This window comes from Flavobacterium muglaense (genome assembly GCF_014305155.1).
In the GTDB taxonomy this organism is placed as follows: domain Bacteria; phylum Bacteroidota; class Bacteroidia; order Flavobacteriales; family Flavobacteriaceae; genus Flavobacterium; species Flavobacterium muglaense.
In genome coordinates, this window is record NZ_JACRUK010000002.1 from 1 (window position 1) to 13,041 (window position 13,041).

Genomic DNA, 13,041 nt, shown 5'->3' on the forward strand with positions numbered 1-13,041 from the left:
AATTGAAGACTAGCAACCGTGCAGACTTTAAGTCTGCTAACCAAATCTATGGACTTTCAGTCCATAGTGGTTTAGTTTTTCAATTCGGGTAATTTTGGTGGTGTCCCGTTTTGCTTCTTCAATATAGTCATGAAACTCTCGCTTCTTGGCGGCGGTGAATTTTTGAAAGGCTTTCGCCAAAGTATCATTGCTATCAAGTGCGAGTTGCAATTGTACGGAGATAACGGTTTTTTTTACAGTTGGGTTGCTGCTTTTTCCAGCCTTCTCGTTTGCAATTGCTTCAAGAACGTAAGTAAGAACTCTCTTCTCATCGATTTCTTTGATACTATTAAAGCGCCATTGACGTAAAGACTTGGTTACCCCTTCTTGAGCGTTTACTAATAGCTTGTGTTCGTCTTTTAGGAAAACGCCATTAAAGAACCAGATGCCAAAATAACTTTTAAAACCTCCAATGCCAATTATGTTTTTACCGTTTAAAACATAAGTAGGAGCGCCCCATTTTATGGTTTCAACGAGTTCAGTTTGAGCAATAATTACCTTCAGTCGATTTAATTCTTCGGTCCAGTTATTATTTTTATCCCAGCTGTGTTTTTTTGGCACTGAAGGATCCATTTATTTTCCTTTTTTCTTTTTAGATACTTCCAATCCAAAGTTAGGCATCGAAGTCAATTCGGCAATTTTCACTATTACTTCTACTGCTTTTTGCATGCTTTCTACTGGAACGTACTCGTATTTACCATGAAAGTTGTGTCCGCCGGCAAAGATGTTTGGGCAAGGCAATCCCATGTATGATAATTGACAACCATCAGTTCCACCACGTATTGGCTTGATTAACGGTTTGATGTTTAATTCTTTCATTGCTTTTTCGGCAATGTCTACAATATGTTTTACAGGTACTACCTTTTCTTTCATATTGTAATACTGATCTTTTACCTCGGCAATTGCAATGTCTTCTCCAAATTGCTTTGCGAATTTCTTGTTGATCTTAGCGGTGATTTTCTCGATTTTTTCTTTTCTCTTTTCGAATTTTATTTTGCTATGATCTCTAATGATTAATTCAAGAACCGTTTCTTCTATACTTCCTGTTAAATGGTGTACATGATAAAAACCTTCGTAGCCTTTTGTTCTTTCTGGGGTCTCACTAGATGGTAATGCTTTAATGAATTCGTTAGCAATCAACATCGAGTTGATCATTTTGCCTTTGGCGTAGCCAGGGTGCACACTTTTACCTTTAAAAGTAATTTTGGCTCCAGCCGCATTAAAATTTTCATATTCTAATTCACCTATCTGACTTCCATCCATGGTGTAAGCCCATTCAGCACCAAATTTCTCTACGTCAAAGTGATGTGCTCCACGACCAATTTCTTCATCAGGAGTAAAACCAACTCTAATTTTTCCGTGTTTGATGTCAGGATTGTTGATTAAGAATTCCATTGCCGTAACAATCTCGGTAATTCCAGCTTTATCATCAGCGCCTAGAAGAGTAGTTCCGTCAGTTGTGATTAAGGTTTGTCCTTTGTATTGTAATAAATCTTTGAAATAGCTTGGTGATAAAACAATATTTTGCTCCGCATTTAAAACAATATCTTTTCCGTCATAGTCTTTAATGATTTGCGGATTAACATTAGCTCCAGTAAAGTCAGGCGTAGTATCAAAGTGTGCTACAAAACCAATAGTAGGTACTTCATGAGCTACATTACTTGGCAAAGTTGCCATGATATAAGATTTATCGTCAATGGTAACATCTTGCATTCCAATAGCTTTTAACTCTGCTACCAGTTGGTTCGCTAAGTCCCATTGTTTTGCAGTACTGGGTGTTGTTGTTGAGTTTGGATCTGACTCCGTATCAACAGTTACGTAACTGATGAAACGATCTATAATATGTTGCATAAAAGTATTTTTTTTAATGTGGTGTAAAGGTACGGATTCTTTAGAGTTTTGTAAAGAAAACTCCATATATCAGTACGGTTGATTCGGTCTAAATCCGATTTATTGGTAATTGTAGCTAACGGCTTAGGTTCTAGTTTGCAGCGCCGTATTTAGTCAAAGTGGTTGTGGTTGTTCCGTCAGAATTGATTACTAATAAAAACAAATTGTTGTAGTCTAAGTCTCCTATGTTTTCAATAGGTCTTTTACCACCAAGTGCCTCAATAGTTTCTAGAACGGTGTTAGAATGTCCAATGATTAATATTGTTTTTCCTTTGTTTTCTTTTAAAATAGTTGTCGCTGCGACGTTTAAGTTTTTAGCATCGTACTTTAAAATATCAATTCCTTTGTATTCAGATGTTGGTGCTGCTGTAGACCAAGTGCGATTGGTGTCTGTAGTGTATATAGTAGATATCGGGCTGTCCTTTAGTGTTTGAGCAAGTTCAATTGCCCTGTCTGTTCCTTTTGAGCTTAATGAAGGATTTGTTTCAGCTGGATCGTTTGTCATTTTTTCTGCATGACGTACTAGGTAAATCGTTGTAGGTGTTTTGCTTTGAGCGAAAACGGTTAGCGATATAAACAATAATAATAGACTGATACGTGTTTTCATGGTTTTGTATTTAATTATTTCGGCTAATTTATTACTAAATATTCATAATAATGCGATAATGCTTCTGTTAAATCGGTTTTTTAATTTTTAAGGAATAAATATTTATTTATCGTCGATATAATTCTATTTTTGCAAACACAACTAAAAAGCTATGTACAAACTACTTATTCGACCGTTATTTTTTCTGTTTGATCCCGAAAAAATTCATTATTTCACTTTTTCTCTAGTTCGTTTTACGTCTAAAATCCCAGGTTTTTCGGCTCTTTATCGTTCGCTATATTTAGTAGATGATAAACGATTAGAGACAGAAGTTTTTGGTCTAAAGTTTAAAAACCCAGTAGGATTAGCAGCGGGTTTTGATAAAGATGCCAAATTATATAAGGAGTTGTCAAACTTTGGTTTCGGTTTTATAGAAATAGGAACTTTAACGCCAAAAGGGCAAGAAGGCAACCCTAAAAAACGTTTGTTCCGTTTAAAGGAAGATTCGGCAATCATCAACCGAATGGGATTTAACAACGGCGGAGTGCTTGAAGCCGTAGAACGATTAAAGGCAAATAATGGTGTTTTGATTGGTGGAAATATTGGTAAAAATAAATTGACACCAAACGAGGAAGCAACATCGGATTATGAAATCTGTTTTGATGCGTTATACGAGCATGTAGATTATTTTGTTGTAAATGTAAGCTCGCCAAATACGCCAAATCTTCGTGCCTTACAGGATAAAGAGCCGTTGACAGAATTGTTGCAAACGCTTCAAAATAAAAATTTGGCTAAGCCAAAGCAAAAGCCTGTGTTGCTTAAAATTGCTCCCGATTTAACAGATGAACAGTTGTTAGATATTATTGATATTGTAGCAGTAACTAAAATCGCTGGTGTAATTGCCACCAATACGACTATTTCTCGCGAAGGTTTACAATCGGTTAATAAAGCAGAGATGGGTGGATTATCTGGAAAACCATTGGCAAAACGTGCTACAGAAGTGATTCGTTTTTTATCTGAAAAAAGTAATAAAGCATTTCCTATAATAGGAGTGGGCGGAATTCATACTGCCGAAGATGCTATAGAAAAACTGGATGCTGGTGCTAGTTTGGTACAATTGTATACGGGTTTTATTTACGAAGGTCCCGCTTTGGTAAAAGCAATCAATAAGAAAGTTTTAGCGCGAATGAACTAACAGATTCGCATCATAACAATAGAAAGTCCGTTTTATACGGGCTTTTTTGTTTTATAAGGATTGAACGATCAGTCCGGTAGACAAAGCAATACCAAAACTAACTAAGGTACCAATAAGTACATATTCGGTTAATTTTCGGTCTTTGGCTTCTTTTAAATCACCAAATCTAAAAATGGATTTGGCTGCTAGTAAAAAACCAATGGCTTCAAAATGTCCTGTAAGGATAAAAGTAAATACAAACAAACGCTCTAGGATTCCGATGTAATTCCCAGCATTCGATAAAGAATTATCCTGATGGTTTCTTTTTTCAGGTGTCCAGATCGAAATGGCATTTTTGATTAAAATGGATGTGGGTTTTGTCAAGAAAATAATGCCGGTACTGAGAATCCAAAAAGAATTTTCGGGGGTTTTAAATTCAAATAAATCAGACTTGTAGAGGTATGCTATTCCTAGGATTACTAAAACATGGAGTGCTTGATCCACTAAGAACCAGTTGCGTTTGGTTTTATTTTTTTGAAAACGCAATTTGGTGTAATCAATAAATCCGTGTATAGCTGCGAGCACAAATGCAAGTCCTAAAAAATCATATTCACCTACAATGATAAAGGCTAAAAGTGCGTGAATTGCAATGTGAATATAAAGATAAATGCTTTTGTGTTTTTTGCGCTCTTTGTCGGCTACCCACGAATTGGGTTGTAGTAGGAAGTCCCCTAAAATATGCGCTAAAAATAATTTTACCAAAATAATCATATTGCAATAGTTTTTATTTTTTGTCTAAAATATTGTTCTAATTCGATGATCAAATCAAATTTCGCTCTCGATCTACGTCTACTAACAGCAGCTTGGTTGATGCTTAGTAACTGCCCAATTTCTTCTTGAGATAAAGATGGGTTTTGCAAGCTCACAAGCACGAGTTCTGCTGCTTGAACTAACCAATTATCCATAATGGTAAGGCCTAAGCGGAGCATTAAATTGATTTCTTTGTCACAGTCAAGGTTGCCGGTATTGACAGCGAGGTTTATTTTTTGTTTTTTTAAAGTATCAAATAATGCTCCAGAACGGATAAACGCAGTTCCGTTACTCTCGGATATTTTTGTAGCCGAATAGGTTTTTGAACCAAAACCGATACTCATTCTGGCATCAATTTTAATGCTTTTTAAGTACGCTTTTATTAAAATGGCATGGTGTAAAGCATCAGTTGGATTGGTGATTTCTAGCTGAAATTCATCACCACGATAAATTTCCCATTGACTAGGAGTGTTACCTAGGGTAGTGAGTAACTGCTTCAATCCCAGTATCCATTCAGCGGAAGCTAACTTTCTAGAATTGATAATATCTCCTGTTATAATAGTTGTCATAGTCAAATATAAGTATAATTAAATACGATTGGTAGTTTTAAATTAAAATATTTATTACCAAATAACGTAATAAATAACAATATTACCAAATAATGTAATAAAGTAGTTTATTACTCAATTTTGGCATACGTTAAAAAACATAAAATTTGGAAAGCTTTATTTAGAAATCTTAATTGTTTTTCTATCTTTGAAATTATATGAAGCCAGTAAAAATTATAGAATGTCCACGTGATGCCATGCAAGGAATCAAGCCTTTCATTCCTACTGAAAGGAAAGTAGCTTATTTACAAGCATTGCTGAGGGTAGGTTTTGATTCCATTGATTTTGGGAGTTTTGTTTCTCCAAAAGCAATTCCGCAAATGGTAGATACTGCCGAAGTTTTGGCACAGTTAGATCTTTCTCAAACTACCAGTAAACTGTTAGCAATTATTGCCAATACAAGAGGTGCTGAAATGGCTTCAAAGCATGCCGAAATTCAATATTTAGGTTATCCATTTTCGATTTCGGAGAATTTTCAAATGCGTAACACACACAAAACAATAGCTGAATCATTAATCACTTTAACGGAGATTCTTGAAATTGCTGATCAAACCAATAAGGAAGTAGTTGCTTATTTATCAATGGGCTTTGGAAATCCATATGGAGATCCTTGGAACGTCGATATAGTAGGAGAGTGGACAGAAAAAATGTCAAATATGGGCGTAAAAATTCTTTCTTTATCGGATACTGTGGGCAGTTCATCACCAGATGTTATTAGCTATTTGTTTTCTAATCTGATTCCAAAATATCCAGAAATGGAGTTTGGTGCGCACTTGCATACTACGCCAGATAAATGGTTCGGAAAAGTGGAGGCTGCTTATAAAGCGGGTTGTACACGTTTTGATGGTGCTATTCAGGGTTTTGGTGGTTGCCCAATGGCAAAAGACGACTTGACAGGAAATATGCCTACGGAAAAATTGTTGTCTTATTTCACGTCTAATAAAGTAACCACTAATTTAAATCCATTGAGTTTTGAAAGTGCTTATAATGAAGCTTCAAAATTATTTGGCGAATTCCATTAGATCTAATTCCCTTTTTTTATTAGTACTTTTCAATCTTAATACAAGCCAAAAACCAAGTGGCGGTATGCTGTTGAATATTTATTAGGTAGTTTTTAAAAATTATATTGATAAATTCACTATATTTGCACGCAATTCAACTAGAAATTGCACCATGATAGCACACAACTCCAAAATTATCGGCGAAGGTTTAACCTACGATGATGTCTTATTAGTTCCAAATTACTCTAATGTGCTTCCTCGCGAAGTGAGTATCAAATCTAAATTTTCAAGAAATATAACACTTAACGTTCCTATAGTATCTGCTGCTATGGATACTGTTACCGAAAGTGCAATGGCTATTGCTATGGCGCAAGAAGGAGGAATTGGTGTACTTCATAAAAACATGACTATCGAGCAACAAGCTGCTAAAGTTCGCAAAGTAAAACGTGCTGAATCAGGTATGATTATTGACCCGGTAACATTGCTGCTTACATCTACTGTTGCTGATGCAAAAAGCGCGATGAAAGAATACGGTATTGGTGGAATTCCAATTGTAGATCAAAATCAAATATTAAAAGGAATTGTAACGAACAGAGATTTACGTTTTGAGAAAAATGGAGCTCGTCCTATTGTTGAGGTAATGACAAGTGAAAACTTAGTTACCGTAGCCGAAGGAACTTCTCTTGAGCAAGCTGAAGTGGTGTTACAAGGTCACAAAATAGAAAAACTTCCAGTAGTAAACGCAGCTAATAAATTAGTGGGTTTAATTACTTTTAGAGATATCACTAAACTAACTCAAAAACCTATTGCTAACAAAGATGTTTTCGGACGTTTGCGTGTAGCGGCAGCTATTGGTGTTACAGGAGATGCAATAGATAGAGCTGAAGCTTTAGTAAATGCGGGTGTAGATGCTATCATTATTGATACTGCACACGGACATACACAAGGTGTAGTGAATACATTAAAAGAGGTGAAAACTAAATTTCCTCAAATCGATGTTATCGTTGGTAACATTGCTACCCCTGAAGCCGCTAAATTTTTAGTTGAAAATGGTGCAGATGGAGTAAAAGTTGGAATTGGACCGGGTTCAATTTGTACTACTCGTATCGTTGCAGGTGTTGGTTTTCCTCAATTTTCTGCAGTGCTTGAAGTAGCTGCTGCTTTAAAAGGGACAGGTGTTCCTGTAATTGCTGATGGTGGAATTCGTTATACTGGTGATATTCCTAAGGCTTTAGCCGCAGGTGCTGACTGTGTAATGTTAGGTTCGCTTCTAGCAGGTACAAAAGAATCTCCTGGTGAAACAATCATTTTCGAAGGTAGAAAATTCAAGTCGTACCGAGGAATGGGTTCTGTAGAAGCAATGGAAACGGGTTCTAAAGACCGTTATTTTCAAGACGTTGAAGATGATGTAAAAAAATTAGTTCCTGAAGGAATTGTAGGTCGTGTACCGTACAAAGGAGAGTTAAACGAAAGCATGTTACAATTCATTGGTGGTCTTCGTGCCGGAATGGGGTACTGTGGTTCTAAAGACATTCCTACTTTGCAAGAAACAGGACGTTTTGTTCGTATCACTGCTAGCGGAATCAATGAAAGTCACCCACATAATGTTACTATTACAAAAGAAGCTCCTAATTATTCAAGATAATTAAGTAATTCTATAGTTATAAAAAAAAGGCAAAAGTGTTTTACTTTTGCCTTTTTTGTTTCTATTCAGGGAATAAAGAATTCATTAATTTATTGTTTCCTACGATCCATAAAATATCATCTTTTTGAAGTACAATATTGGATTCAGGATTTAGTATTCGTTGCCCATTACGTTCAATTCCTACCAGTAAACCATTCGTTCGTTCCCTAAGTTTTGATTGTCCTACGCTTATTCCAATGAATTCGGCGTTATTCAATTCGATCTGTTTTAAAACAAGGTTATTGTCTGCTTTTGTAGGTTCTTTAATTTCGTTTACCTTCAAATACTTAGAAAATTGTTCTACTTGTTCATCGGTACCAATGACGCAAATCTCGTCACCTGGAAACAGACGTTCTAGTTTGTTTGGAATTTGAATGGTCAATTCACCACGTTTTATAAAAGCAATATTGATCCCCAGATCTTCTCGAACTTGCAATTCACGCAACGTTTTTCCTGCCAAATTGGATTCGGCAGCAATTTCAAATGTTGACATATGCCCGTCCCAAGGCGTTAAATTTGCATGGCGGCGGTCTACTTTTTTTATTTCTCTGTTGTTGAGGTTTTTCAAAAAGTGATTTTCAATTTTATGATACTGTGCATGCAGTTGCTTTGGAAAAAAGAAATACAACGTAACCGATGCTACCAAAGCAAAGAAGGCAATAATAGGGGAGAAGAAAATATTCAATAAAAATCCAATGTAAAACAAAGCAAGCCCCATTCTAAAAAAGATCATCATCAATATAGGTCCACGGTATTTACGTTCTTTATATAGCGCATCTACTTGCTCTACTGCAACACGGCGCAACGATAATGCCCATAAAAATGGCGAAATAACAATAATAGTAATTAAGGCGGCAATCGCGTTTCCAAATTTATTATCAGCCACTAAGGGTAAAATATAATTTGCCGATAGTAAGATGACCGATGTGATAATAATCGTGTTTAAAATAATTTGCATTAAGTACGCACGTATAACAATTTGCCAAGTACTAACGGCGCGTATAGCTTGCGCATTAGTACTATAACGAGCAATATTTTTTAACCATTTTTTAGGCAATTTTCTTTCTAATATTTCCGAAAAAGGTACCGCCATCTTTACCATAAAAGGTGTTGTAAATGTTGTAATTGCAGATACCGCCACAACGATAGGGTATAAAAACGAACTCGTCACATGCATTGACATTCCTAGCGTCGCAATAATAAATGAGAACTCCCCAATTTGCGACAAACTCATTCCTGTTTGTACCGATTGTTTCAAAGGTTGCCCTGATATTAAAGCACCAATAGTCGAACTGATCGATTGACCAAAAATGGTCACAAAAGTCAGGATCATTACTGGTACAGCATGTTCGTACAATGTAACAGGATCAATTAACATCCCAACAGATACAAAGAAAATAGCACCAAATAAATCTTTTACGGGTTTTACTAGATGTTCAATATGCTCGGCTTGCGTGGTTTCGGCAATGATGGATCCCATGATAAAAGCACCCAAAGCAGGTGAAAAACCAACATTTGAAGCCAGCATTACCATCATCAAGCAAAGCGCAAGCGAGATAATTAATAGCATTTCATCGGTTAATAAGTCTTTTGCTTTTTTTAATAAAGAAGGAATAAAGAAGATTCCACCAATGAACCAAGCGGTCAAAAAGAATACAAGTTTTAAAACCGACATTAATAATTCGGTACCCGAAAATTTCTGACTTACCGCTACAGTAGATAGTAAAACCATCATTAAAATGGCAACAATATCTTGAACAATCAGCGATCCAATTACGATTCCGGCAAACTTCTTTGCTTTTACGCCCAGTTCGTCAAAGGTTTTGAGGATGATCGTTGTCGAGGAAATCGAGAGGATCACTCCTAGAAAAATCGAGTCCATTTGGCCCCAGCCCATCCATTTCCCTACAAGAAAACCCATTAAAACCATCGTAACAATTTGTGTGACGGCAGTAATAGAGGCAGTTCCGCCCACCTTCATTAATTTCTTAAAGCTAAATTCGAGCCCTAGGCTAAATAGTAAAATAATTACCCCAATCTCGGCCCAAACCTCGACACTCTTAATGTCCTTAACTGATGGGAAAAAGTCAAAGTGATTTCCAGCCAAAAAACCCGCAATAAGATACCCCAAAACCAATGGTTGTTTCAGTTTCTTAAATATTAAAACGGCAATCCCTGCCGTCATCAGGATCAATCCTAAGTCGGTAATAAGTGGTTCAAGATGCGTGCTCGTTTCGGCTACTGTTGCTGCGGTACTCATAATATATTGTTGTAGCTATTCCAGCTTTTCATTTCAAGCTAGTGGTCACAAAACTTTTTTATTAGGCATGTTCAGGAGTTTCCTTTGGTCACTCTGCCCACTGCCATAAAAATAGTTTTCTTCCCGCTAGGCTTTCCATTACAATCTGGGCTAGTTATGATTGTATTTATTAATTTCGTTTTTTGAACCTCAAAAGGAGCAATTCAAAAAAAAAGCTATCGATAAAGATAGCTTTTTTCAAAGATTATTTTTCTATAATTTGAACGTTTTGGCCAGTTTTGCCATATTCAAAAAAATAGAAACCTAGAATTTGCAATTTTGCGCATTCTCTTTTAGATTCCTAAGAAATTACTTGGTGTAATTTTCATTAATTCAGCTTTTATTTCTTCAGAAACATCAAGTGTTGCTATAAAACCATGAATCGCTTTTTTATCAATTGCTTCATTAGTTCTTGTCAATCCTTTTAATGCTTCGTACGGATTTGGATAAGCCTCACGACGTAAAATCGTCTGGATTGCCTCTGCAACTACTGCCCAGTTTTTCTCTAAATCCTCGTGAAATTTAGATTCGTTCAATAGTAATTTGTTCAATCCTTTCAAAGTAGCTTCAAAGCCTATGATCGTGTGACCAATTGGCACACCTACATTTCTTAAAACAGTACTATCTGTTAAATCACGTTGCAATCTTGACAACGGTAATTTTGCCGAAAGGTGCTCAAAAATAGCGTTTGCTATTCCTAAATTTCCTTCTGAGTTTTCAAAATCAATTGGGTTAACCTTATGTGGCATAGCCGATGAACCAATTTCTCCTGCTTTGATTTTTTGCTTGAAATATTCCATTGAAACATACGTCCAAATATCTCTATCTAAGTCAATTATTATGGTGTTGATCCTTTTTAAAGCGTCAAAAAACGCTGCAAAGTGATCGTAATGTTCTATTTGTGTTGTTGGGAAGGAGTGGTGTAAACCTAAGATGTCTTCAACAAATTTACCTCCAAATTGTTTCCAGTCAATCTGTGGGTAGGCTACATGATGTGCATTGTAATTTCCTGTTGCTCCACCAAATTTAGCGGCAAACGGAATATTAAATAACAAACGCATTTGCTCTTCAAGACGCTCTACAAAAACACCAATTTCTTTCCCCAAACGAGTAGGTGAGGCCGGTTGTCCGTGTGTACGCGCTAGCATAGGGATATCCTTCCATTCAATGCTTAATTCTTTCAATTTTGAAGTTAGCGTAATCAATGAAGGCATGTATACTTTCTCAAACGCTTCTTTTGTCGATAGCGGAATCGCAGTATTGTTGATATCTTGTGAAGTTAATCCAAAATGGATGAACTCTTTGTATTGTGATAAACCTAGTTTTTCAAAAGCGTCTTTGATAAAGTATTCCACCGCTTTTACATCGTGGTTGGTTACTTTTTCTGTTTCTTTAATCCAAAGGGCATCTTCAGTAGAAAAGTTTTTGTAAATGTTGCGTAAGCTTTCAAATAAATCCGAATTTACCCCTGCAAGTTGCGGCAACGGCACTTGGCACAAAGCAATGAAATATTCAATTTCAACTAATACGCGGTATTTGATTAAAGCTTCTTCTGAGAAAAATGGAGCTAAAGAAAGGGTTTTACTTCTATATCTTCCATCAATTGGAGAAATAGCATTCAATTCGTTTAAAGTAGTCATTGTTGTGTTATTTATTGGAAAAGCACAAATATAAACCTTTAAAGGCAATTTATAAAAGGAATATTTTTTTAAATAAACTCAAATAGTACATTTTTTAATTGTTTCATACCTTCTGAAGCAATTTCCGGAATTAGATGCAATGGATTCCTTAAATTTTTAATACTAATAGGCTTGGGGTCTATGTAATAAAGGGGTGTTGTTGCTCTCGTAAAATCAATTAATCCTGCTGCAGGATAGACTTGTAATGAAGTACCAATTACTGCAAAAAAATCAGCAGTTTCAGTAAGTTCAACAGCTTTTTCAAGTGCTGGAACTTCCTCACCAAACCATACAATATGCGGACGCAATTGCTGTTGCTGTAAATCAAAATCGCCAAAATTCAAATCCTCGGTCCAATCTAGAATGTAATTGGGGTTTACAGTGCTTCGCACTTTTAATAACTCACCATGCAAGTGTAAAACATTGGTACTTCCAGCGCGTTCATGCAAATCATCTACGTTTTGCGTAATGATCTGCACATCAAAATCTAGTTCTAATTCGGCCAAGATATAATGCGCAGCATTGGGCGTAACTTCCTTAAGTTGTTTGCGTCTTTGGTTGTAGAAATCCAGTACTAAGGCAGGGTTTTTATGCCAGCCTTCAGGCGTAGCGACATCCATTACATTATGTCCTTCCCAGAGTCCGTCGCTGTCTCGAAAGGTCTTGATACCACTTTCGGCGCTAATTCCAGCTCCTGTCAAAACCACTAATTTCTTTTTCATTGTTTCCTTTTTGTTTTGAGATAGTGGTACGAAACTATTACTTTATTTTAAAATCTTGCTTAAATTTGGATTAAAAATAATACAAAATGAATCCGTTATATAAATTATTCTTTTTGTCTCTTGTACTAAGTTCATCTGTTGCTTGTGCGCAGAACAGTAAATTGCAACTAGACAAAAATGAATTTAGAAACGACTCCATAGTTTTAAATGGCACGTTTTTTAAGATCAACAAATTTTCGTACGACTTCTCAAAGCTAGATAAACCTTTTTCTATCTACAATCCTCATCCAGGATTTAATTCAGTTGTGGCTTCTCGTAGTTATTATTCATTTACGAATACGACCCGTTTGCTTAGCTATGAGATGAAAAATATAGAAAAAAAGCCCATTTTTCCTGATGTAAAAAAAGTCACTTTAGGTGAAGCGGTATTTTTGCAGGTCATGAACTCCATTTTTGACAAATAAAAAAAACAGCATTTTATTGCCGAGCATTGTACAAATATTTTTTCATTTTTTGTACCGCTTACTTTGCAGTGAAATATAGAATTCT

12 protein-coding genes are annotated in these 13,041 nt (G+C 35.9%); 4 read left to right on the forward strand and 8 right to left on the reverse strand.

Going from position 1 to position 13,041, the window contains the following annotated elements; all coding sequences use genetic code 11:
- Positions 1-36 precede the first annotated feature (36 nt).
- The 3 genes from H8R24_RS01135 to H8R24_RS01145 form a co-directional block, all read right to left on the reverse strand.
- A complete protein-coding gene (locus tag H8R24_RS01135) occupies positions 37-612 on the reverse strand; it encodes a YdeI/OmpD-associated family protein (protein WP_187016910.1) in 576 nt (191 codons plus the stop codon).
- Positions 613-1,890: a peptidase T gene (gene pepT / locus H8R24_RS01140; protein WP_187016909.1), complete on the reverse strand. Its 1,278-nt coding sequence runs from the start codon at positions 1,888-1,890 to the stop codon at positions 613-615.
- A 130-nt stretch (positions 1,891-2,020) separates the two neighbouring features.
- The gene (locus H8R24_RS01145) at positions 2,021-2,536 is read right to left on the reverse strand and encodes a phosphoglycerate mutase family protein (protein ID WP_187016908.1); all 516 of its coding nucleotides are present in this window, start codon (positions 2,534-2,536) and stop codon (positions 2,021-2,023) included.
- Positions 2,537-2,687: 151 nt separating this feature from the next.
- On the opposite strand from H8R24_RS01145, the gene H8R24_RS01150 reads away from it, so the two are divergent.
- Positions 2,688-3,710, forward strand: coding sequence for a quinone-dependent dihydroorotate dehydrogenase (locus H8R24_RS01150; RefSeq protein WP_187016907.1), 1,023 nt, complete (start codon positions 2,688-2,690; stop codon positions 3,708-3,710).
- 51 nt (positions 3,711-3,761) lie between these two features.
- Here H8R24_RS01150 and H8R24_RS01155 read toward each other — a convergent pair whose 3' ends face one another.
- The gene (locus tag H8R24_RS01155) at positions 3,762-4,460 is read right to left on the reverse strand and encodes a DUF3307 domain-containing protein (protein ID WP_187016906.1); all 699 of its coding nucleotides are present in this window, start codon (positions 4,458-4,460) and stop codon (positions 3,762-3,764) included.
- Positions 4,457-5,068, reverse strand: a complete 612-nt coding sequence (locus tag H8R24_RS01160) for a hypothetical protein (protein ID WP_187016905.1) — start codon at positions 5,066-5,068, stop codon at positions 4,457-4,459. The genes H8R24_RS01155 and H8R24_RS01160 overlap by 4 nt, the downstream gene beginning before the upstream one ends.
- Before the next feature lie 197 nt (positions 5,069-5,265).
- Between H8R24_RS01160 and H8R24_RS01165 the strand changes: the two genes are divergently transcribed.
- Together H8R24_RS01165 and guaB are read left to right on the forward strand one after the other, a co-directional pair.
- Positions 5,266-6,129 (forward strand): hydroxymethylglutaryl-CoA lyase, encoded by an 864-nt coding sequence (locus H8R24_RS01165; RefSeq protein WP_187016904.1) that lies wholly within the window; start codon positions 5,266-5,268, stop codon positions 6,127-6,129.
- Positions 6,130-6,280: 151 nt separating this feature from the next.
- The gene (gene guaB / locus H8R24_RS01170) at positions 6,281-7,753 is read left to right on the forward strand and encodes an IMP dehydrogenase (RefSeq protein WP_187016903.1); all 1,473 of its coding nucleotides are present in this window, start codon (positions 6,281-6,283) and stop codon (positions 7,751-7,753) included.
- 61 nt (positions 7,754-7,814) lie between these two features.
- Here guaB and H8R24_RS01175 read toward each other — a convergent pair whose 3' ends face one another.
- From H8R24_RS01175 to H8R24_RS01185, 3 genes are all read right to left on the reverse strand, one after another.
- Positions 7,815-10,052: a cation:proton antiporter domain-containing protein gene (locus tag H8R24_RS01175; RefSeq protein ID WP_187016902.1), complete on the reverse strand. Its 2,238-nt coding sequence runs from the start codon at positions 10,050-10,052 to the stop codon at positions 7,815-7,817.
- A 332-nt stretch (positions 10,053-10,384) separates the two neighbouring features.
- Positions 10,385-11,731 (reverse strand): adenylosuccinate lyase, encoded by a 1,347-nt coding sequence (purB, locus tag H8R24_RS01180; RefSeq protein ID WP_187016901.1) that lies wholly within the window; start codon positions 11,729-11,731, stop codon positions 10,385-10,387.
- Between the two features lie 68 nt (positions 11,732-11,799).
- A complete protein-coding gene (locus H8R24_RS01185) occupies positions 11,800-12,492 on the reverse strand; it encodes an SIR2 family NAD-dependent protein deacylase (protein WP_187016900.1) in 693 nt (230 codons plus the stop codon).
- A gap of 86 nt (positions 12,493-12,578) precedes the next feature.
- On the opposite strand from H8R24_RS01185, the gene H8R24_RS01190 reads away from it, so the two are divergent.
- Entirely contained in the window at positions 12,579-12,956 is a 378-nt protein-coding gene (locus H8R24_RS01190; protein WP_187016899.1) for a hypothetical protein, read from the forward strand.
- Positions 12,957-13,041: the final 85 nt, after the last annotated feature.

Excerpts from the sequence above, each read along its gene's own strand:
- H8R24_RS01160 (WP_187016905.1), bottom strand. The coding sequence starts at position 5,068 with ATGACAACTATTATAACAGGAGATATTATCAATTCTAGAAAGTTAGCT.
- H8R24_RS01175 (WP_187016902.1), bottom strand. The coding sequence starts at position 10,052 with ATGAGTACCGCAGCAACAGTAGCCGAAACGAGCACGCATCTTGAACCA.
- H8R24_RS01190 (WP_187016899.1), top strand. The coding sequence starts at position 12,579 with ATGAATCCGTTATATAAATTATTCTTTTTGTCTCTTGTACTAAGTTCA.
- H8R24_RS01185 (WP_187016900.1), bottom strand. The coding sequence starts at position 12,492 with ATGAAAAAGAAATTAGTGGTTTTGACAGGAGCTGGAATTAGCGCCGAA.
- pepT (WP_187016909.1), bottom strand. The coding sequence starts at position 1,890 with ATGCAACATATTATAGATCGTTTCATCAGTTACGTAACTGTTGATACG.
- H8R24_RS01145 (WP_187016908.1), bottom strand. The coding sequence starts at position 2,536 with ATGAAAACACGTATCAGTCTATTATTATTGTTTATATCGCTAACCGTT.
- H8R24_RS01165 (WP_187016904.1), top strand. The coding sequence starts at position 5,266 with ATGAAGCCAGTAAAAATTATAGAATGTCCACGTGATGCCATGCAAGGA.
- H8R24_RS01155 (WP_187016906.1), bottom strand. The coding sequence starts at position 4,460 with ATGATTATTTTGGTAAAATTATTTTTAGCGCATATTTTAGGGGACTTC.
- H8R24_RS01150 (WP_187016907.1), top strand. The coding sequence starts at position 2,688 with ATGTACAAACTACTTATTCGACCGTTATTTTTTCTGTTTGATCCCGAA.
- H8R24_RS01135 (WP_187016910.1), bottom strand. The coding sequence starts at position 612 with ATGGATCCTTCAGTGCCAAAAAAACACAGCTGGGATAAAAATAATAAC.
- purB (WP_187016901.1), bottom strand. The coding sequence starts at position 11,731 with ATGACTACTTTAAACGAATTGAATGCTATTTCTCCAATTGATGGAAGA.
- guaB (WP_187016903.1), top strand. The coding sequence starts at position 6,281 with ATGATAGCACACAACTCCAAAATTATCGGCGAAGGTTTAACCTACGAT.